20 protein-coding genes are annotated in these 21,016 nt (G+C 62.9%); 14 read left to right on the top strand and 6 right to left on the bottom strand.

Going from position 1 to position 21,016, the window contains the following annotated elements:
- Positions 1-51 precede the first annotated feature (51 nt).
- Positions 52-936, bottom strand: coding sequence for a LysR family transcriptional regulator (locus J7573_RS04180; RefSeq protein WP_294325955.1), 885 nt, complete (start codon positions 934-936; stop codon positions 52-54).
- Between the two features lie 146 nt (positions 937-1,082).
- Between J7573_RS04180 and J7573_RS04175 the strand changes: the two genes are divergently transcribed.
- Together J7573_RS04175 and J7573_RS04170 are read left to right on the top strand one after the other, a co-directional pair.
- Positions 1,083-2,102 (top strand): alpha/beta hydrolase, encoded by a 1,020-nt coding sequence (locus J7573_RS04175; protein WP_294325954.1) that lies wholly within the window; start codon positions 1,083-1,085, stop codon positions 2,100-2,102.
- 55 nt (positions 2,103-2,157) lie between these two features.
- Positions 2,158-2,880, top strand: coding sequence for a pirin family protein (locus J7573_RS04170; RefSeq protein WP_294325953.1), 723 nt, complete (start codon positions 2,158-2,160; stop codon positions 2,878-2,880).
- A 114-nt stretch (positions 2,881-2,994) separates the two neighbouring features.
- On the opposite strand, the gene J7573_RS04165 is transcribed toward J7573_RS04170, so the two are convergent.
- Positions 2,995-3,288, bottom strand: coding sequence for a DUF1330 domain-containing protein (locus J7573_RS04165; RefSeq protein ID WP_105948725.1), 294 nt, complete (start codon positions 3,286-3,288; stop codon positions 2,995-2,997).
- Positions 3,289-3,366: 78 nt separating this feature from the next.
- Here J7573_RS04165 and ribBA point away from each other — a divergent pair, with 78 nt between their 5' ends.
- From ribBA to J7573_RS04140, 5 genes are all read left to right on the top strand, one after another.
- Entirely contained in the window at positions 3,367-4,488 is a 1,122-nt protein-coding gene (ribBA, locus tag J7573_RS04160) for a bifunctional 3,4-dihydroxy-2-butanone-4-phosphate synthase/GTP cyclohydrolase II (RefSeq protein ID WP_294325943.1), read from the top strand.
- Positions 4,489-4,818: 330 nt separating this feature from the next.
- Complete coding sequence (locus tag J7573_RS04155) at positions 4,819-5,844, top strand: polyamine ABC transporter substrate-binding protein (RefSeq protein WP_294325941.1); 1,026 nt, start codon at positions 4,819-4,821, stop codon at positions 5,842-5,844.
- Positions 5,841-6,758 carry an ABC transporter permease gene (locus J7573_RS04150; protein ID WP_294325939.1) on the top strand — a complete coding sequence of 306 codons (918 nt, stop codon included), beginning with the start codon at positions 5,841-5,843 and terminating at the stop codon, positions 6,756-6,758. The genes J7573_RS04155 and J7573_RS04150 overlap by 4 nt, the downstream gene beginning before the upstream one ends.
- A gap of 6 nt (positions 6,759-6,764) precedes the next feature.
- Positions 6,765-7,574, top strand: a complete 810-nt coding sequence (locus tag J7573_RS04145) for an ABC transporter permease (protein WP_027919924.1) — start codon at positions 6,765-6,767, stop codon at positions 7,572-7,574.
- 19 nt (positions 7,575-7,593) lie between these two features.
- Positions 7,594-8,742, top strand: coding sequence for an ABC transporter ATP-binding protein (locus J7573_RS04140; protein WP_294325935.1), 1,149 nt, complete (start codon positions 7,594-7,596; stop codon positions 8,740-8,742).
- 125 nt (positions 8,743-8,867) lie between these two features.
- On the opposite strand, the gene J7573_RS04135 is transcribed toward J7573_RS04140, so the two are convergent.
- A complete protein-coding gene (locus J7573_RS04135; protein WP_294325934.1) occupies positions 8,868-9,779 on the bottom strand; it encodes a LysR substrate-binding domain-containing protein in 912 nt (303 codons plus the stop codon).
- Positions 9,780-9,875: 96 nt separating this feature from the next.
- On the opposite strand from J7573_RS04135, the gene J7573_RS04130 reads away from it, so the two are divergent.
- From J7573_RS04130 to J7573_RS04115, 4 genes are all read left to right on the top strand, one after another.
- The gene (locus J7573_RS04130; RefSeq protein ID WP_294325933.1) at positions 9,876-10,976 is read left to right on the top strand and encodes a tartrate dehydrogenase; all 1,101 of its coding nucleotides are present in this window, start codon (positions 9,876-9,878) and stop codon (positions 10,974-10,976) included.
- Between the two features lie 66 nt (positions 10,977-11,042).
- Positions 11,043-12,350: a phosphate ABC transporter substrate-binding/OmpA family protein gene (locus tag J7573_RS04125; protein WP_294325930.1), complete on the top strand. Its 1,308-nt coding sequence runs from the start codon at positions 11,043-11,045 to the stop codon at positions 12,348-12,350.
- A gap of 159 nt (positions 12,351-12,509) precedes the next feature.
- Positions 12,510-13,505, top strand: coding sequence for a TerC family protein (locus tag J7573_RS04120; protein ID WP_294325928.1), 996 nt, complete (start codon positions 12,510-12,512; stop codon positions 13,503-13,505).
- 41 nt (positions 13,506-13,546) lie between these two features.
- Positions 13,547-15,151 carry an AAA family ATPase gene (locus J7573_RS04115; RefSeq protein WP_294325927.1) on the top strand — a complete coding sequence of 535 codons (1,605 nt, stop codon included), beginning with the start codon at positions 13,547-13,549 and terminating at the stop codon, positions 15,149-15,151.
- A gap of 56 nt (positions 15,152-15,207) precedes the next feature.
- Here J7573_RS04115 and J7573_RS04110 read toward each other — a convergent pair whose 3' ends face one another.
- The gene (locus J7573_RS04110) at positions 15,208-16,437 is read right to left on the bottom strand and encodes an acyl-CoA dehydrogenase (RefSeq protein ID WP_294325925.1); all 1,230 of its coding nucleotides are present in this window, start codon (positions 16,435-16,437) and stop codon (positions 15,208-15,210) included.
- A gap of 138 nt (positions 16,438-16,575) precedes the next feature.
- Between J7573_RS04110 and J7573_RS04105 the strand changes: the two genes are divergently transcribed.
- Entirely contained in the window at positions 16,576-17,502 is a 927-nt protein-coding gene (locus J7573_RS04105) for a LysR family transcriptional regulator (protein ID WP_294325923.1), read from the top strand.
- A 192-nt stretch (positions 17,503-17,694) separates the two neighbouring features.
- Entirely contained in the window at positions 17,695-18,849 is a 1,155-nt protein-coding gene (locus tag J7573_RS04100; protein ID WP_294325921.1) for an aminotransferase class V-fold PLP-dependent enzyme, read from the top strand.
- A 7-nt stretch (positions 18,850-18,856) separates the two neighbouring features.
- Here the strand turns inward: J7573_RS04100 and J7573_RS04095 are convergent, their stop codons facing one another.
- Both J7573_RS04095 and nfsB read right to left on the bottom strand, forming a co-directional pair.
- Positions 18,857-19,231, bottom strand: coding sequence for a DUF1801 domain-containing protein (locus J7573_RS04095; RefSeq protein ID WP_294325919.1), 375 nt, complete (start codon positions 19,229-19,231; stop codon positions 18,857-18,859).
- Positions 19,232-19,352: 121 nt separating this feature from the next.
- Entirely contained in the window at positions 19,353-20,006 is a 654-nt protein-coding gene (gene nfsB / locus J7573_RS04090; RefSeq protein WP_294325917.1) for an oxygen-insensitive NAD(P)H nitroreductase, read from the bottom strand.
- Between the two features lie 104 nt (positions 20,007-20,110).
- On the opposite strand from nfsB, the gene J7573_RS04085 reads away from it, so the two are divergent.
- Positions 20,111-21,010, top strand: a complete 900-nt coding sequence (locus J7573_RS04085; RefSeq protein WP_294325916.1) for a LysR family transcriptional regulator — start codon at positions 20,111-20,113, stop codon at positions 21,008-21,010.
- Positions 21,011-21,016 lie beyond the last annotated feature (6 nt).

Raw genomic sequence — 21,016 nt, 5'->3', positions numbered from 1 at the left:
TTGTGGTGATCCTGTGGGAGCGGGCGTGCCCGCGAAGGGGCCAACGCGCTTTCAGAGCTGTGTCAGCCGCTCACGCAGGAAGCTCACAAACCCCTGCACCGGCCGCGCCACTTGCCGGTGCTGCGGATACACCGCCGACAACTGCAGCGCCGGCGGCACCCACTCATCGAGCACTGTCACCAGCCGCCCGTCCGTAAGCGCCTGGCCGACGATGAAGGTCGGCAAATAGGTCACCCCCATCCCGGCAATCGCCGCATCCCTGAGCAGCTCGCCGTTGTTCGCCCGCATCCGCCCAGTCACCTGAATAACCTGGGCCTTGCCGCCTTGGCGGAACTGCCACTGCACCTGCCGCGAGTGCCCATAGGGCAGGCAATCATGCTCGGCCAGTTCTTCCGGCCTGACCGGAACGCCACGGGCTTCAAGGTACGCCGGGCTCGCGCAATACACCCGCTCGACATCGGCAATGCGCCGGGCAATCAGGCTGGAATCCTCCAGCGCGCCGATACGCAGCGCCAGGTCATAGCCCTCGCCGATCAGGTCCACAGGGCGGTCGCTGAGGTCCACCTCCACATCCACCTGCGGATGCAGTTGCAGAAACTCGGTCAGCAGGCAGCCCAGGTGAGCCATGGCGAACGACAGCGGCGCACTCAGGCGCAAGGTGCCGCGCAAGGCCTGGGCCTGGCCGCTGATGTCGTGTTCCACCTGTTGCACCTCGCCCAGCAGGCGCAACGCCGACTGGTAGTAGTGCTGGCCCAGCGGCGTGGCGTCCAGGCGGCGGGTGGAGCGGTTGAGCAGGCGCACGCCGAGGCGCTCTTCGAGCTGCATCAGGCGGCGACTGACCGATTGCTTGGACATGCCCAGGCGCTCGGCAGCGGCGGTGAAACTGCCGGCCTCCATGACCTGGGCAAAGATGCGCATGTCTTCGTAGGGGTTCATTGTCTCGCTCTTGGTGACAGTCAAACGCTTTATAGCGGCTTTTTCCCGCCAGCGCATCTCCCTAATCTACACACAGGTCGCAGCGATGGCCCTGAAAGCCAGGCAAGACGCCCATTACCAGCACTTAAATGGAAAAGGATTCGCTCATGAACATTGTCCACAAGACCCTCACCGCCTCCCTACTCGCCCTGTCCGTCTCCAGCGCGTTCGCCGCCGGCAGCCCAGGCGTCGAACAGCACACCCAGGCCTTCCTCGAAGCGCTGGAACACGGTGGCGGCAAGCCGCTCGAACAGCTCAGCCCGAAAGACGCCCGCGCCGTACTGACCGGCGCCCAGGCTTCGGTGAAGGTCGACCTGTCCGGTATCGAGGTCAAGGAACGCACCATCCAGGCCAACGGCCAGTCGATCAAGCTGCAGGTGATGCGCCCGGCCAATGTCAAAGGTGAGCTGCCCGTGTTCATGTTCTTCCATGGCGGCGGCTGGGTGCTGGGCGACTTCCCGACCCACCAGCGGCTGATCCGCGACCTGGTGGTCGGCTCCGGCGCGGTAGCGGTCTATGTGGACTACACCCCGTCACCCGAGGCGCACTACCCGACGGCGATCAACCAGGCCTATGCCGCGACCCAGTGGGTCGCCGAGCACGGCAAGGAAATTGGTGTCGACGGTAAGCGCCTGGCTGTGGCCGGCAATAGCGTCGGCGGCAACATGGCGGCGGTGGTCGCACTCAAGGCCAAGGAGGCCGGCACCCCGGCCCTGCGCTTCCAGCTGCTGCTGTGGCCGGTGACCGATGCCAGTTTCGAGACGGCGTCGTACAAACAGTTCGCCGAGGGGCACTTCCTCACCACCGGGATGATGAAGTGGTTCTGGGACAACTACACCACCGATGCCAAGGCACGGGAGCAGATCTACGCCTCACCGCTGCGTGCCAGCAGTGAACAGCTCAAGGGCCTGCCACCGGCACTGGTGCAGACCGCCGAGTTCGATGTGCTGCGGGATGAAGGTGAGGCCTATGCACGCAAGCTGAATGCGGCGGGCGTGACGGTAACCTCGGTGCGCTACAACGGCATGATCCATGACTATGGCTTGCTCAACCCGCTGAGCCAGGTGCCGGCGGTCAAAGCGGCGATGCGCCAGGCCGCAAACGAACTGAACGTGCATTTGCAATAACGCCAGCCAACCGCGTGGCAGGGCCCAGGTGCCCTGCCCTTACTGGAGATTCGTCATGCTCACCGTCCGTAACGCCCAAGACCGCGGCCTGGCCTTCCACGGCTGGCTGAAATCCTTCCACACCTTCTCCTTCGGCCATTACCGCAACCCCGACGAGCAAGGTTTCTCCGACCTGCTGGTAATCAACGACGACCGTGTCATCCCTGGCAAGGGCTTTGGCGAGCACCCGCACCGCGATATGGAAATCTTCTCCTACGTGCTCGAAGGCGCGCTGGAGCACAAGGACACCCTGGGCACCGGCTCGGTGATCCGGCCGGGTGACGTGCAACTGATGAGCGCCGGTCATGGCGTGGCGCACAGCGAGTTCAACCACAGCCAGGCGCAGCCGGTGCACTTCCTGCAGATCTGGATCGTGCCCAATGTGAAAGGGGCGACGCCGCGTTATCAGCAGCAGCACTTCAGTGCCGAGCAGAAGCGCGGCAGGTTGCGCCTGATCATCTCGCCAGATGGTGCCGAGGGGTCATTGCAGGTGCGGCAGAACGCGCGGGTGTATGCCGGGCTGTTCGATGGCGCGGAACGCGCGACGCTGACCTTGCCGGAGAACCGCCATGCCTATGTGCATGTGGCTCGCGGCAGCATCGAGCTCAATGGCCAGATGCTGAATGAGGGGGATGGGGTGCGGGTAAGGCATGAACAGCTGTTGGAGTTGGGTAACGGGGTGGATGCCGAGGTGCTGGTGTTCGACCTGCGGCCCCATGAGTTGCCTGGCATGCCATAAGCAGGACCGGCCTCTTCGCGGGTAAACCCGCTCCCACAGGTACCGCACAGATTCTGAAAACTGTGCAGTACCTGTGGGAGCGGGCGTGCCCGCGAAAGGGCCATCAGCAAAGACTCACGGCTCGAAGCCTTCAACGATGATCACCTCAGCCTTCGCCACGCCCTGACGATGGCTGCACGCCTCCTGATACAACTCCGACCGGTAGCACGCCACCGCCTGTTCATACGAATCGAACTCGATCACCACGCTACGCTGTGGAGTGGGTCGCCCTTCCATCGCCTCGCTGCGCCCGCCACGGGCCAGGAAGCGGCCGCCGAATGCCTTGAAGGCAGCGGGAGCGCGCTGGGTGTACTGCTGGTATTGCTCGGGGTCGGTCACGTCGACGTGGGCGATCCAATAGGCCTTCATCCGCTGCTCTCCTGTTACAACGATATTTGTGTATGATGGTATACCATAAAAATCACCCCACCACAGTGAGCGTGCAACATGGCTTTCAACACCATCGAGGAACTCCTCGAGGACTACCGGCAAGGCAAGATGGTCCTGCTGGTGGACGACGAGGACCGGGAAAACGAAGGCGACCTGCTGATCGCCGCCGAGCGCTGTGACGCCCAGGCCATCAACTTCATGGCCCGCGAAGCGCGCGGGCTGATCTGCCTGACCCTGACCGACGACCACTGCCAGCGCCTGGGCCTTGAACAGATGGTACCGGCCAACGGCAGCGTGTTCAGCACCGCCTTCACCGTGTCGATCGAAGCCGCCAGCGGCGTCACCACCGGCATATCCGCCGCCGACCGGGCGCGCACCGTGGCTGCGGCCATGGCGCCCGATGCCCGCCCCGAAGACCTGGTGCAGCCTGGCCACATCTTCCCCCTGCGCGCCCGCGAAGGCGGCGTGCTGACCCGTGCCGGGCACACCGAAGCCGGTTGCGACCTGGCCCGCCTGGCCGGTTTCACCCCGGCCTCGGTGATCGTCGAGGTGCTCAACGATGACGGCACCATGGCCCGCCGCCCGGACCTGGAAGTGTTCGCCGCGCAGCACGGCATCAAGATCGGCACCATCGCCGACCTGATCCACTACCGCCTGAGCAACGAGCAGACCATCAAGCGCATCGGCGAACGCGAACTGCCGACCGTGCACGGCACGTTCCGCCTGGTGACCTACGAGGACCGCATCGAAGGCGGCGTGCATATGGCCATGGTCATGGGCGATATCCGCCGTGAGCAGCCGACCCTGGTGCGGGTGCATGTGATCGACCCGCTGCGCGACCTGGTCGGCGCCGAGTACGCCGGCCCCGCCAACTGGACGCTGTGGGCAGCGCTGCAGAAGGTGGCCGAGGAAGGTGCCGGGGTGGTGGTGATTCTCGCCAACCACGAATCTTCCCAGGCGTTGCTCGAACGCGTACCGCAGCTGACCCAGCCAGTGCGGCCTTACCAGCGTGGGCAGTCCAAGGTGTACTCGGAGGTGGGTACCGGGGCGCAGATTCTGCAGGACCTGGGTGTGGGCAAGCTGCGTCACCTGGGGCCGCCGCTGAAGTATGCGGGGCTAGCCGGGTATGAGCTGGAAGTGGTGCAGAGCATTCCCTTCGAGCCCGGGATGGTTGGCTGAGAACACTTGAGCAACTGACTTGGCAGGGCCCTGTGGGAGCGGGTTTACCCGCGAATGCGATGCTGAAGCAACCGACGCATTCGCGGGTGAACCCGCTCCCACAGGGCCCCAGGTGTTTCTGCAAGGACGGAGTGATGGCCGGTAGCCTCATACCTCTTGCCAAAAGCTTGGAATACCATAATATGATATCCCGTAGACCTTGAATCTGCAGGCCGGCACCTACAATTACAAACGGCCACCAGACACCTTGTTTTAGCTGCTCCCCGAACACTGTTGGCGGGCGCACCAGAAGCCCCGCCTCGAATAACAAAAGCAACGAGGGCGTAAACCATGCTGTTGAGCAAACGTGTAACCGCAGTGCTGTCCGCCAGCCTGCTGACCCTGGCCTGTCAGGCCGCCCAGGCCGCTGACAGCCTGAACTTCGTCAGCTGGGGCGGGACCACCCAGGACGCCCAGAAAGAAGCATGGGCCGTACCCTTCAGCAAAAGCACCGACATCAAAGTCGTCCAGGACGGCCCGACCGACTACGGCAAGCTCAAGGCCATGGTCGAGAGCGGTAACGTGCAATGGGACGTGGTCGACGTCGAAGCCGACTTCGCCCTGCGCGCCGCCAGCGAAGGCCTGCTCGAACCCCTCGATTTCAACCAGATCAAACGCGACAAGATCGACCCGCGGTTTGTCTCCGACCACGGCGTCGGCTCGTTCTTCTTCTCCTTCGTGCTCGGCTACAACGAAGGCAAGCTCGGTGCCAACAAGCCGGTCGACTGGACCGCGCTGTTCGACACCAAGACCTACCCAGGCAAACGCGCCCTGTACAAATGGCCGAGCCCCGGCGTGCTGGAACTGGCCCTGCTGGCCGACGGCGTAGCGCCCAAGGACCTCTACCCGCTGGACCTGGACCGCGCCTTCAAGAAGCTCGACACCATCAAGAAAGACATCGTCTGGTGGGGCGGTGGTGCCCAGTCGCAGCAGCTGCTGGCCTCGGGTGAAGCGTCGCTCGGCCAGTTCTGGAACGGCCGCGTCTATGCCCTGCAGCAAGACGGTGCACCGGTGGGCGTGAGCTGGAAGCAGAACCTGGTCATGGCCGATTTCCTGGTCATCCCGAAAGGCTCGAAGAACAAGGACGCGGCCATGAAGTTCCTGGCCAATGCCAGCAGCGCCGAAGGCCAGGCCGCGTTCGCCAACAAGACCGCCTACGCCCCGGTGAACGTCGACAGCGTGGCCAAGCTCGACAAAGACCTCGCCCCGAACCTGCCGACCGCCTACGCCCAGGACCAGGTCACCCTGGACTTCGCCTACTGGGCGAAAAACGGCCAGGCCATTGCAGCCCGCTGGAATGAGTGGTTGGTCAAATGAAAGTCGCCATCAACGCCCTGCAGAACGCGCAAGGTGCCCCCACGGGCACCGGCGCCCCGGGAACGGCCCCTCGCCGCGTGAGCCTGGGCCAGCGCTGGAAAGGCAGCCGCAACCTGCTGCCGGCCCTGTTGTTCCTCGGCCTGTTCTTCTTCGCCCCGCTGGTCGGCCTGTTGCTGCGCGGGGTGCTGGAGCCAACGCCAGGGCTGGGCAACTACGAGCAGCTGTTCGCCAACTCGGCCTATGCACGGGTGCTGTTCAACACCTTCTCGGTGGCCGGCGTGGTCACCCTGATCAGCGTGCTGCTGGGCTTCCCGCTGGCCTGGGCGATCACCCTGGTGCCCCAGGGCTGGGGCCGCTGGCTGCTGAACATCGTGCTGCTGTCGATGTGGACCAGCCTGCTGGCGCGCACCTACTCGTGGCTGGTGCTGCTGCAAAGCTCGGGGGTGATCAACAAGGCGTTGATGGCCATGGGCATCATCGACACCCCGCTGGAGATGGTGCACAACCTCACTGGCGTGGTGATCGGCATGAGCTACATCATGATCCCGTTCATCGTGCTGCCGCTGCAGGCGACCATGCACGCCATCGACCCGATGGTGCTGCAGGCAGGTTCCATCTGCGGCGCCAGCCCGTGGACCAACTTCTGGAAGGTGTTCCTGCCGCTGTGCCGCTCGGGGCTGTTCTCGGGGGCGCTGATGGTGTTCGTGATGTCGCTCGGTTACTACGTCACCCCGGCGCTGCTCGGCGGTGCGCAGAACATGATGCTGCCTGAATTCATCATCCAGCAGGTGCAGTCGTTCCTCAACTGGGGCCTGGCCAGCGCCGCCGCCGCACTGCTGGTGGTGATCACCCTGGTGCTCTTCTACCTGTACCTGAAGCTGCAGCCGGAATCCCCGGTTGGCAACGCGAGGTAAACCGCCATGCTCCTGTCTCCCAATGCCATGGGCCGCCCGCTGCGTACGGGCCTGTACCTGACCACCGGGGTCATCGCGGCCTTCCTGCTGCTGCCGGTGGTGTTCATCGTGCTGCTGTCGTTCGGCTCGTCCCAGTGGCTGGTGTTCCCGCCACCGGGCTGGACCTTCAAGTGGTACGGCCAGTTCTTCTCCAACCCGGAGTGGATGGACGCCGCCCTTGCCAGCCTCAAGGTCGCCGTGCTGACCACCATCGCTGCCGTGCTGCTGGGCCTGCCCACCGCCTTCGCCCTGGTGCGTGGGCGCTTCCCCGGCCGTGAAATGCTCTACGGGCTGTTCACCATGCCGATGATCGTGCCGCTGGTGATCATCGCCGTGGCGGTGTACGCGCTGTTCCTCAAGCTTGGCTACACCGGCACGCTGTTCGCCTTCGTGGTCAGCCATGTGATCGTCGCCCTGCCCTTCACCATCATCTCGATCATCAACTCGCTGAAGCTGTTCGACCAGTCGATCGAGGATGCCGCGGTGATCTGCGGTGCCTCGCGCCTGCAGGCGATCTTCAAGGTGACCTTCCCGGCGATTCGCCCGGGCATGATCGCCGGTGGCCTGTTCGCCTTCCTGGTGTCGTGGGATGAAGTGGTGCTGAGCGTGATGATGGCCAGCCCCGACCTGCAAACCCTGCCGGTGAAGATGTGGACCACCCTGCGCCAGGACCTGAGCCCGGTGATCGCCGTGGCCTCGACCCTGCTGATCGGCCTGTCGCTGCTTGTCATGTTCATTGCCGCCGCCTTGCGCCGGCGCACCGAAGTCAACGCCTGAGCGTGCGGAGAAAACAACAATGAGTGCAGTCATCAAAGACAACGCCCACGGCAAGACCCTGGTCAGCCTGCGTGGCCTGAACAAGCACTACGGCGACTTCACCGCCGTGGACAACCTCGACCTGGAGATCCAGGACGGCGAATTCCTGACCTTCCTCGGCTCCAGCGGCTCGGGCAAGTCCACCACGCTGTCGATGCTGGCCGGCTTCGAAACGCCGAGCAGCGGCGAGATCCTGGTCGAGGGCCAGTCGCTGGTCAACGTGCCGCCGCACAAGCGTGATATCGGCATGGTGTTTCAGCGCTATTCGCTGTTCCCGCACTTGAACGTGCGCGACAACATCGGCTTCCCGCTGGCCATCCGCAAGCTCAGCGCCACTGAAACCACCAAGCGCGTCGATGCCATGCTCAAGCTGGTGCAGCTGGAGAAATTCGCCCACCGCAAGCCTTCGCAGATGTCCGGTGGCCAGCAGCAGCGCGTGGCGATTGCCCGGGCGCTGGTGTACGAGCCCCGCATCCTGCTGATGGACGAACCGCTCGGGGCGCTGGACAAGAAGCTGCGTGAAGACCTGCAGGACGAACTGCGCCAACTGCACCGCCGGCTGGGCATCACCATCGTCTACGTGACCCACGACCAGGAAGAAGCCATGCGCCTGTCACAGCGCATCGCCATCTTCAGCCACGGCAAGATCGTCGGCCTGGGTACCGGATACGACCTTTATCAGAACCCGCCGAATGCCTTTGTCGCGTCGTTCCTGGGCAATTCCAACTTCCTGCGGATCAAGGCCAGCAGCAATGGCGCGGGCAGCTTCGAAGGCCAGCCGGTGGCGATTCGCCTGACCCCGGGCCTCAGCGCACAGCAGGATGCACTGATCATGGTGCGGCCGGAGAAAGCCCTGGCCCTGACTGCCGAACAGGCCGCACGCGAGCCATTGCCTGCGGGCTGGAACGAGGTCAGTGCCAAGGTCGGTGAGGTGCTGTTCCTGGGTGAGAGCCAGACCTGCCATGTGGTGACAGCGGGCGGCACCGAGCTGACGGTGAAGGCGCTGTCTGCCGCCGGGATGCCGATGCAGCCGGGGGATACCGTGAAAGTACGCTGGGCGGTGGCGGATGCCTGCATCTATACCGAGTGGGCCGAGAGTGACCTGAGCAAGTCGGCCGGGGCGCATTGATCCCAGTGGGTTAGTGGCTGTACCGGCCTCTTCGCGGGCAAGCCCGCACCCACAGGGACCGCATCAACCTTGAGTACGGTGCAGTCCCTGTGGGAGCGGGTTTACCCGCGAAGAGGCCGGCACTGTCAACCCGGAATCTGAAACCTGTCGGCAAAGTATTCCCGGAAAAACTCCACCGCCACCCGCACCTTGGCCGACCCGGCCAGCGGCGCGGTGTACACCGCCCAGATATCGGCACTCTGCCGATACCCCTCCAGCACCTGCACCAGCCGGCCATCCGCCAGGCTGTCGTGCACATCCCACCACGACCGCAACACGATGCCGCGCCCGTCCAGGCACCATTGGTGCACCACTTCGCCATGGTTGCTCGACAACGCGCCGGTGACCCGCACACTTTCCTCGCCAGCGGGCCCCTCCAGGTGCCAGAGCCCGAAGGGATGGTCGCGCTCCTTGATCACCAGGCAGTCATGGCTGGCCAGATCCGCCAGGCTCTTCGGCGTGCCGCGACGGGCAAGATAGTCCGGCGCCGCACACAGCACCCGCCAGTTGCGTGCCAGGCGCTTGGCGATCAGGTTCGGGGCAATCTGGTCACCCACGCGGATATCCAGATCGACACCCTCGGCCACCAGGTCCACCAGGCGGTCATGCACGTCCAGGCGGATGTCCAGCCGTGGGTAGCGCGCCGCCAGCGCCGACAACGCCGGCGCCACCATCCGCCGGCCCAGGCCCAGGCTGCTGGCGATGCGTAACTGCCCGGCCGGCTCACGCTGTCCGGCGTCCAGGTCATCGCCCATGCGCTGCAGTGCCTCGAAGATCTGCTGCGCCCATTGATAGACCCGCTCGCCCTCCTCGCTCACCGTCACCCGCCGGGTGGTGCGGTGCAGCAGGCGCACGCCGAGGTCCGCTTCGAGCAGGCGGATGCGCTTGCTGACGAACGCGGCCGACATGCCGCGCGCTTCGGCCACCGCCGCAAAGCTCGCACGGCGGGCTACCTGAAGAAAGATATCGAGGTCGTCGAGGTTTGGCAGATTATTCACGATACGTGCACCAAGAATGCATGAACTGGCCGATTATCTATGTAAAGATCCCTTATAGCATGGCCCACATCCGTTCCCCAGACACAAGGTGTGGCCATGACCAAGACCAAGACTTTCAAGATCGCAGCCATTCCCGGCGATGGCATCGGCAATGAAGTACTCCCGGAAGGTATCCGCGTGCTCGAAGCCGCCGCCCGCAAGCATGGCCTGGACCTGCAATTCGAGTTTTTCGAATGGGCTAGCTGCGACTACTACCTGGCCCACGGCAAGATGATGCCGGACGACTGGTTCGACCAGCTCAAGGGCTTCGACGCCTTGTACTTCGGTGCCGTCGGCTGGCCCGACAAGGTACCTGACCACATTTCCCTGTGGGGCTCGCTGCTCAAGTTCCGCCGCGACTTCGACCAGTACGTGAACATTCGCCCGGTGCGCCTGTTCCCCGGCGTGCCCTGCCCGCTGGCCGGCAAGCAGCCTGGCGATATCGACTTCGTGGTGGTGCGGGAAAACACCGAAGGCGAATACTCGTCGCTGGGTGGGCGCATGTTCGAAGGCACTGCCAACGAATTCGTCCTGCAGGAATCGGTGTTCACCCGCCGTGGCGTCGACCGCATCCTCGAATACGCGTTCGAACTCGCCCACAATCGCCCGCGCCAGCATGTGACTTCGGCCACCAAGTCCAACGGCATGGCCGTGAGCATGCCGTACTGGGACGAGCGCACCGCCGCCGTGGCCGCGCACTACCCGGAGATCACCTGGGACAAGCAGCACATCGACATCCTTTGCGCACGCTTCGTGCTGCAACCGGAGCGCTTCGACGTGGTGGTGGCCTCCAACCTGTTCGGCGACATCCTCTCCGACCTCGGGCCGGCCTGCACCGGCACCATCGGCATCGCGCCGTCGGCCAACCTCAACCCCGAGCGCAAGTTCCCGTCGTTGTTCGAGCCGGTGCATGGCTCGGCGCCGGACATCTTCGGCAAGAACATCGCCAACCCGATCGGCATGATCTGGTCGGGTGCATTGATGCTCGAGTTCCTTGGCAAGGAAACCGCAGACGCCCGTTATCAGGCCGCACACGATGAAATCCTGCTGGCCATCGAAGCCGTCATCGCCAGCGGTGCGACCACGCCTGACATGGGCGGCAGCCGCTCGACCCAGGCGGTCGGCCAGGCCATCGTCGATGCACTGGATGCCGCCTGACTGTCACATTTCGGTCACGACACCGTCGTAATCTGCCGGGCAACTCTATGCCAAAGGTTGCCCGGCATGCGCCGCCCGCTGCTCCTGCTGCTTCTCCTGCTGACCCTGACGGCCCAGGCCGAACCTGCGCCTTTGCGTGTACAGGGCTCCAACACCATTGGCGCGGCGTTGCTGCCAGCCTTGGTGCAAGCGCAGCTGCGTGCGCAGCAAGCGACGGACATCGAGCAACAGCCAGGCGCGGTGGCCAACGAAACCGTGATCAGGGCCCGCGATGCACAAGGCCAGCCCTTGCGTATCGACATTGCCGCCCACGGCTCGAGCACCGGTTTTGCCGCCCTCGGCCAGGGCCAGGCAGACCTGGCGGCGGCCTCGCGTCCCATCAGCGATGCCGAAGTGGACCAGCTCAAGGCCCTGGGCGACCTGCGCTCGGCCAGCGCCGAACAGGTCATCGGCCTGGATGGCGTGGCCGTCATCGTCCACCCCGACAACCCGCTGCCACAACTGACCACCCAGCAACTGGCGCAGATCTTCTCCGGGCAGATCCAGCGCTGGGAGCAACTGGGCGTGGCGGGTGGGGCCATTCACCTGTATGCCCGCGATGATCGCTCCGGGACCTATGAAACCTTCAAGGCACTGGTACTGGAACCGCACCATGGCGCGCTGGCCAGGCAGGCGCAGCGTTTCGAGTCCAGCGAAGCACTGGCCGAGCGGGTCGGCGCTGATCGTCACGCCATCGGTTTCAGCAGCCTGGCTGCGGTGCACGGGGCCAAGGTGCTGGCAGTGGCCGAGGGCGATGCACCGGCCATGCTGCCTGACCGCCCACTGGTCGCCAGCGAGGACTACCCGTTGTCGCGGCGGCTGTACTTCTACCTGCCAGCCAATGCCAAACCCCAGGCCCGGGCGCTGGCCGACTTCGCCCAGACCCCGGCCGGCCAGGCCATTGTCGCCGAACAGGGCTTCGTCTCGCAGCAGGTCAAGGCGCAACCGGTAGCGGCGCAGGCCGACATGCCGCCGCGCTATCGCAGCCTGGCCCAGCAGGCGCAACGCTTGAGCGTCAATTTCCGCTTCCAGGAAGGCAGCGCCAGCCTCGACAACAAGGCCCTGCGCGATGTGCAGCGGGTTGCCGAATACCTGCGCCAGGCTGGCAAGCTGCAAAGCAAGGCGGTGCTGGTAGGTTTCGGCGACCCTAAGGAAACGCCCGGCCGTGCAGCGTTGCTCTCGCGCCTGCGGGCCCAGGCCGTACGCCGCGAACTGGCACGAGGTGGCGTCGAGGTGCTGGAGGTGACCGGCATGGGCGATGAATTGCCAATCGCCGGCAATGACATGGAACAAGGCCGCTTGCGTAACCGTCGTGTTGAAGTCTGGGTGTACTGACAGGCAAAGAAATGTAACAGCTCACCATTCGGCTTCACCGGGAAACGGGTCTAGGCTCAAGGTCATGTGATACCGGGCCCCTCTGACGGCTGCCGAGCCGTGATGTCGGATCACTGTTGCGCTCTTCACCTGGCAACGTCGACATTCAAGGAGGGGCTCATGACGGCTCTGCAGACATTCCTCACTTCCCCGTTTCTGGGCACCAGCACCTGGTTGTGGCTGGTGTTCATGGCCATCGTCATCGGTTTGCTGGTACTCGACCTGGGTGTGCTGCATCGCCAGGATCGCGAGATCGAAATGCGCGAAAGCCTGTTGCTGTATTCGGGCTATTTCAGCGTCGGCGTGCTGTTCGGCATGTGGGTCTGGCATGAGCTGGGCGCGCAGTCGGCGCTGGAGTTCTACACCGGCTTCCTGGTCGAGCAATCGTTGTCGATGGACAACGTGTTCGTCATGGCGATGATCTTCGGCTTTTTCGCCATTCCCCGCCGCTACCAGCACCGCGTACTGTTCTGGGGCATTCTGGGCGTGGTGTTCCTGCGTGCGATCATGATCGGCGTAGGGGCGGCGCTGGTGCAGAACTTTGCCTGGGTACTCTATATCTTCGGCGCCTTCCTGCTGTTCACCGGGGTGAAGATGGCCCTGTCGAAGGAGGACAGCCACCCGGACCTTGCCAATAACCCGATCTTGAAATTCGTCCGCCGGCACATGCGTGTGACCGACCAGATCCACGGCTCGCACTTCTTCGTGCGCCTGACCCCGCCCGGCGAAAGCAAGGCCCTGCGTTATGCCACACCGCTGTTCCTGGCCTTGGTGCTGATCGAACTGGCCGACCTGGTATTCGCCGTCGACAGCGTGCCGGCGATCTTCGCCATCACCCAGGACCCGTTCATCGTCTATACCTCGAACATCTTCGCCATCCTCGGCTTGCGCTCGCTGTACTTTGCCTTGTCGGCACTGATGCACCGGTTCGTCTACCTCAAGTATGCGTTGGCGCTGGTGTTGATCTTCATTGGCTGCAAGATCTTCTACCACGGCATGGTGGGCAAGGTGCCGGCGTTGCTGTCGTTGGGGGTGACGTTCGGGTTGTTGCTGGGTGGGGTGGTGGTTTCGTTGATCAAGACGCGTAACAAGACTGACCACTTGCATTCACCCTGAAAACGAGATCAACTTCATACCCATTCCAACTTTCGACACCCATGAAAATCAATAGAATATGGCTTTCGGGAATACGCACATTAAATTCCCCTGAAGACCATGATAACTCCCCACTCCCAGCACTGAGCCATTTCAAGGCTTTCCAAAAACGTCCATCGATCGAATTCGGCGCGATCAATGTTTTCCTGGGAGCCAACGGCTCCGGAAAGTCCACCGTCATTGACACGATCAGGGCAATCCGTTATCCCGAAGTCTTAGTCTCTCTTCCAAGAGAAAACCCTCCAAAACAAACACATCCCTGCATGCTCATCGAGTTCGCGGATGGTGCAAAATGGGGGTACCGTTTCAGTCAGAGCGCTGATGTGCCGCACGGAATAGACCCTCTTTACTACTGGGCCTGCGAACAGCACATTGATGAACCTAGCGAGTTCCCAGGGTTTAGGGCCTTGAGCATTATGGATGCCATGCTCTACAAGGCTAACCTCAATACGCCTTGGCCCCGCGTCAAAACTCACTCCAACATACACTACCTGCACCCCGGCAGTGGCAGTTACCAAGTTGACAGCGCTTTTATAGCAGAACTCAATAATTTTCGGGAAAAATTATTGGGACTAGCCATTAAAGACAAATCACCCACAGGAAAAAAGCTGTTCACAAGCCAGTCCTTCCACGAGACACCAGAAGGTCGCATTGGACTTTGGCTAGACGACGACCATGCCATGTCAAACCTTTTACATAGTGATTGGTTACCTTCCGGCTGGAAGTCGTGCGCGCATATCATCTCCTGGTTAAAACAACTGCCTCATAACTCTATCTGCCTTATCGAAGAGCCTGAGAACCATCTCCATCCCATGCTGGCCCGTGCATTACTTGAAGCAATAATGAATGTTACCGAGGAACGAGAGCATCAGCTATTTCTCACCACGCATTCCGCATCGCTCATCAATATAGCAGCCAAACACAAGCTGAAAATATTCCAAACCAGTGGAACGTCGATTGAGTGTCGTCCGGATATCGGTGATACGCTCGACAGAATGGGCTATCTGGCCTCTGATCTTTTACAAAGCAATTGCATCATCTGGGTCGAAGGGCCCTCCGATCGGCTTTACCTCAACCATTGGATCACCCATCAAGCATCTGACCTTGTAGAAGGGCAGCACTACTCAATCATGTTCTACGGAGGACGCCTTCTTTCCCATCTGGCAGGCGACGATGACGGAAACCTCAACGACCTGATTGATCTCACTCGACTCAATCGCCATGCCGCCATCCTTATAGACAGCGATAAAGATTCGCCAGGCAAGCACCTGAACACAACCAAGCGACGCCTCATCAAGCAGTTCACCGCTAAGTCATCACGTATCGCGTGGGTAACAAAAGGACGCGAGGTCGAAAACTATCTTGACGAAGATGCTCTCACTGCCTGCATAAAGGCAGTACACCGGTCAGCACACCGTCTCACATCAAAGGGGCAATGGGCCAATCTCCTGAAATACCGTAAATTCAAGGGCCGCATCGACCGTACAGCCAACAAAGTCAAGGTGGCTGACCACTACGTGAAGTCATATTCGCCGGACTTCAGCATACTTGACCTTAATCAGCAGGTTCAGAAAATTTGTACATGGATCAAGGACTGCAACAAGTAACATAACAAGATCCATCACGCATAAATAAATGAGCTGCTCTCTCGAGCAGCTCCCTTTCAACGCTCGCCGCGCAGCATCTCCACCGGCACATACTTGCCGATCTCGTATTTGCCGATCGCCGCCCGGTGCACCTCATCCGGTCCATCGGCCAACCGCAGGGTGCGTTGCATGGCATACATGTAGGCCAGCGGGAAGTCGCCGCTCACCCCTGCCCCACCATGCATCTGGATCGCCCGATCAATCACCTTCAACGCCACGTTCGGCGCCACCACCTTGATCTGCGCGATCTCGCTGCGTGCGACCTTGTTGCCGACGGTGTCCATCATGTACGCCGCCTTCAGCGTCAGCAGGCGCGCCATGTCGATCTCCATGCGCGAGTCGGCGATCTTGTCGACGTTGCCACCCAGGCGCGCCAATGGCCGGCCGAAGGCCGTGCGCTCGACCGAGCGCTTGCACATCAGCTCCAGCGCCCGCTCGGCCATGCCGATCGAACGCATGCAATGGTGGATACGGCCTGGGCCAAGGCGGCCCTGGGCAATCTCGAAACCACGCCCCTCGCCGAGGACCACGTTTTCATACGGCACCCGCACGTTCTCGAACAGCACCTCGGCATGGCCATGGGGTGCATCGTCATAACCGAATACCGGCAATGGGCGGACGATCTTCACCCCCGGCGCATCGGTCGGCACCAGCACCATCGAATGCTGCTGATGGCGCGGACCATCGGGGTTCGACAGGCCCATGAAGATCATCACCTTGCAGCGCGGGTCGCAGGCACCGGACGTCCACCATTTGCGGCCATTGATCACCCACTCGTCACCGTCACGCACTGCGGTGGCGGCCATGTTGGTTGCGTCCGAAGAAGCCACATCCGGTTCGGTCATGGCGAATGCCGAGCGGATGTCACCCCGCAGCAGCGGCTCCAGCCACTGGCGCTTCTGCGCCTCGCTGCCGTAACGCACCAGCACTTCCATGTTGCCGGTGTCCGGTGCCGAGCAGTTGAACGGCTCCGGGCCCAGCAGCGAACGGCCCATGATCTCGGCCAACGGTGCGTATTCCAGATTGCTCAGACCAGCGCCATATTCCGACTCCGGGAGGAACAGGTTCCACAAACCCTCGGCCCGGGCCTTGGCCTTGAGCTCTTCCATGATCGCAGTGGGTTGCCAGCGGTCGCCCTCGGCGACCTGGCGCTCGAATACCGGTTCGGCGGGATAGACGTAAGCATCCATGAAGGCGCTGACGCGCTCTCGCAGTGCCTGGACCTTGGGCGAATAGGCGAAATCCATCGGGGTTACCTTCACGGTTCGAAGTACATGGGCAGAGCCTAGAGCAGCCAGCCTCGATCTACCTAGTCTATTTTCCGCGTGTATAAACATTCATAACCGATATATGATCGGCCAATAATTCCAACAAAGAGCGGCGCCATGAACCTCAGCAAGGTCGACCTCAACCTGTTCATCGTCTTCGACGCGATCTACACCGAAGCCAACCTGACCCGCGCCGGGCAGATCGTCGGCATCACCCAGCCGGCGGTGTCCAACGCCCTGTCACGGCTGCGCGAAACCTTCAACGATCCGCTGTTCGTACGTACCGCCCAGGGCATGGTGCCCACGCCCATGGCGCAGAACATCATCGGCCCGGTGCGCAACGCCCTGGCGCTGCTGCGCACCTCGGTGCAGGAAAGCCGCATCTTCAACGCGCAGCAGGCCAACAAGACCTTCCGTATCAGCATGACCGACCTCACCGAGGCGGTGATCCTGCCGCCGCTGTTCCAGCGCCTGCGCCGCCTGGCCCCGGCAGTGCTGATCGAAAGCTTCCTGTGCAAGCGCCGCGAGACCACCAAGGAACTGGCCGCCGGGCGCCTGGACTTCGCCGTCGATGCCCCGCTGAACACCGACCCGCAGGTGCGCCACGTCAAGCTGATGCAGGACCGCTACGTCTGCGCGCTGCGCCAGGGCCACCCGCTGGCCGATACCAAGCTGACCCTCGACAATTACCTGGGCATGACCCACATCCATATCTCCAGCCGCCGCAACGGCCTGGGCTACGTCGACCTGGCACTGGGCAAGATGGGCGTGCAACGCAAGGTCGCGCTGCGCTCCCAGCATTACCTGATGGCTTCGCAGGTGTTGCAGCAGACCGACATGGCCATGACCGTACCCGAGCGCTTCGCCCGCCGTCACCAGCTGCGTTTCCAGCCGCTGCCGGTGGAGGTGCCAGCGCTGGAGACTCACCTGTACTGGCACGAAAGCACCGACCAGGACCCGGCCAACCGCTGGATGCGCGAGCAAATCATCGAATTGTGCGAGCGCGTGGTGGCCGAAGAAGAACGGGCGCTGGAGCCTGCTTGAAGCACTCATGGCCCTGTGGGCTCGCCTGGGGCCCACAGAGAGAAAACCATTTCTAATTGGTCTATCAATAGAGAAAAACATTCTCCATTAACCGGTGAACTGCAGCATAAAAAGCAAAATCATTTTCTCCCCAGCGCTTAGGCTTGATGCAACGATTGCCGACACCACGGCAACATTGCACGGATCCACCCCATGCCTAGCGCCCCGCTCTATTTCGACTACGCCGCCACCACTCCGGTCGATGACCGAGTCATCGAAACCATGCTCACCTGCCTCGGTCGCCAGGTTAACTTCGGCAACCCCGCTTCCAGTGGCCATGCCTACGGCCAGGCCGCACGCGTAGTGGTCGAGCAGGCCCGCCGGCAAGTGGCCGAGCGGGTTGGCGCCCGCGCCGACGACATTGTCTGGACATCGGGCGCCACCGAGTCCAACAACCTGGCACTCAAGGGCATCGCCCAGGGCATGGCCCAGCCGGGCCACTTGATCACCAGCCAGCTGGAGCACAAGGCCGTGCTCGACACGGTCAAGGAGCTGGAGCGCCAGGGCTGGGCCATCACCCGCCTGGCGCCGGACGCCAGCGGCCTGATCCAGCCCTACGCCGTGCAGGCAGCACTGCGCGCGGACACCCGCCTGGTATCGCTGATGGCCGTCAACAATGAGCTGGGCACCATTACCGATTTCGCTGCCATTGGCGAACGGGTTCGCGCCCATGGCGCCCTGCTGCATGTGGATGCAGCGCAGGCGGTCGGCAAGCTGGCCATCGACCTGCAGGCAATGGCGGTGGACCTGATGTCGTTCTCGGCGCACAAGGTCTATGGGCCCAAAGGCATCGGCGCGCTGTATGTCGGGCCTCGCGCCCGTGAGCTGATGTGTGCGCAGATCCACGGTGGCGGGCACGAGCAAGGGCTGCGCTCGGGTACCTTGCCGACGCACCAGATCGTCGGCATGGGCAGTGCCTTCGCCCTGGCCGGTGAGCCGGGTGACAGCGAGCACCAGCGTATCGAACACTTGGCCAAGCGCCTGCGTGAAGGGTTGCTGGCATTGCCGGGGGTCAGCCTCAATGGCTGCGCCCTGCAGCGGATCCCTCACACCCTGAACCTGTGCATCGAAGCCAACGGCTTCAACAGCATGGCCTTGGCCAGTGAACTGGCGCTGTCGACCACCTCGGCTTGCAACTCGGCGAGCAACGCCGCCTCGCATGTGCTGCTGGCGCTGGGGCTGGATGAAGCGCGGGCACGCAAGAGTGTGCGCGTGAGTATCGGGCGGTTTACCAGCGAGGCCGAGGTGGACACGGCGATCGCGGTGTTCGGACGGGTCTTGACGGCAGCTTCGGCTGCGCTTTGGTAGCTGCCGCTCAGGCCTTGTTCGCGTTGAGTGCCACGGCTGCCCGGACCAGGCTGATGAATGCCTGCTCGTCGATTGCATGCCCTTCGAACACGTCGATGGCACGGCGCGTATTGCCGTCGAGACTGGCATTGAACAGCCCGGTCGGGTCGGCCAGATGTGCGCCTTTGGCGAAGGTCAGCTTGAGCTTGTCCTTGTAGCTTTCACCGGTGCACAGGATGCCGGCGTGGGACCAGACCGGGACGCCACGCCATTTCACTTCCTCCAGCACGTCGGGGTCGGCCTGGTGGATCAGGGCTCGCAGGCGTGCGAGGGCCGGGCCGCGCCAGTCGTCCAAGGCGGCGATGCGGGCGTCGATCTGTTCGCTGGGGGTCAGGTCAGGCATGGCAAGATCCAGAAGCGGTCAGTGGGCTTCTCAGTATCGTTCATGCATGACGAATGTGTCGGCAGTGCTGGCCTCTTCGCGGCGGTTCGACGCGAAGAGGCCGGCACTGCCCATAACGCATTTACAGGAAGGTGAACACTGTCGACGCCGGTAGGCGCGACTTGCTCAGGCCTGCATTGAAGTCCGTCTCGCTGCGATAGCCCAGGCTCAATACCACGACGCTGCTGTAGCCCTGCTCACGCAGCCCCAGCTCGGCATCCATCACCTTGCTGTCGAACCCTTCGATCGGCGTGGCATCCAGGCCATGGGCCGCTGCACCGAGCAGCGCGGTGCCCAACGCCAGGTAGGTCTGCTTCTCCATCCAGTGCTGCAGGTCTTTCTGATCGAAACGGTGCAGGTCCACATAGCCGCGACGGCTCTGGTTCTGCCCTGCCCGTGCCTGCTCGTCGCGGAAGCGGCCATCGGCCTGTTCCTGGTCGAGTACCGCATTCAGGTGCACCTCGGTCATCTCGGTGCGGGTGCAGAATACGATCACATGCGAAGCATCAAGGATCTTCGGCGAGTTGTAGGCAAAACGGCCGTCGGTGGCCTTGGCCAGGCGGGCCTTGCCTTCGGCGCTGTCGGCGACGATGAAATGCCAAGGCTGCGAGTTGACCGAGGATGGGCTGTGGCGCAGCTGTTCGAGCAGCGCATCGACCGTGGCCTGGGGAATCTTGCGGGCGGCATCGTAGGCCTTGGTGGTGTAACGGCGCTTGGCCAGGGAGACGGTATCCATGCTGCAACTCCAATCAACGAAACGGGATTTGTCGCGCATCTTATCTTTCCTGCAAACCGAAAAAAGCGGCAGAATGCAGCAACACTTTCACCCTTGGAGTGAAAATGCTCCGTTTCACCGACCTCGAACTGTTCGTGCGCAGCAGCGCCCTGGGCAGCTTCACCGCTGCCGCCCATGAAGCCGACCTGCTGCCCGGGCAAGTGGCCGCCGCGATCAAACGCCTGGAGCGCGACCTCGACGTGCGCCTGTTCGCCCGCACCACCCGCAGCCTGCGCCTGACCGCCGAGGGCGAGCTGTACCTGCCCACCGCCCAGCGTGTACTGGACACCCTGCGCCAGGGCCACGAGCAGCTTCACGCCAGCCACAGCACCTTGCGCGGGGTGTTGCAGGTGTCCGCACCTTCCGACATCGGCCGCAACCTCTTGCTGCCATGGCTCAGTGCCTTTCGCCGCGAGCACCCGGCGCTGAGCCTGCGCTTCTTCCTCTCCGACCAGATGGCCGATTTCAGCCGTGACCCGGTGGACATTGCCATCCGCTATGGCCTCAACCAGGACGCCAACTACATCGCCCTGCCGCTGGCCCCCTGGAACCGCCGGGTGGTGGTGGCCTCTCCCGGCTACCTGGCCCGCCACGGCCGCCCCCGCACGCCCGATGACCTGCAGCAGCATGACTGCCTGCTGTACCTGCAGCACAACCGCGTGTACGACAAGTGGCAGCTTGGCAACCGCACCGTGCAGGTACGCGGGCCGCTGGTCAGCGACGATGCCGACGTGGTGCGGCGCTGGGCGCTGGAGGGCGAAGGCATCGTCTACAAGTCGTGGCTGGACGTCAGCGCCAACATCGCCGCCGGCGAGCTGGAAATCCTGTTGCCGGAGTATCAGGGCGAAGCCACGCCGGTAACGCTGGTGTGCCCGCACCGCAAGCAGCTGTCGCCTGCGGTGACGCAACTGCACCTGTGGCTGCGCGAGCGTTTTGCCGCGCTGCAGCCTGCACAATTGTTCTAAACCGGC

Origin of the sequence: Pseudomonas sp. (genome assembly GCF_017744435.1) — a bacterium.
Taxonomy (GTDB): domain Bacteria; phylum Pseudomonadota; class Gammaproteobacteria; order Pseudomonadales; family Pseudomonadaceae; genus Aquipseudomonas.
This window is presented reverse-complemented; position numbering and strand designations above follow the sequence as displayed.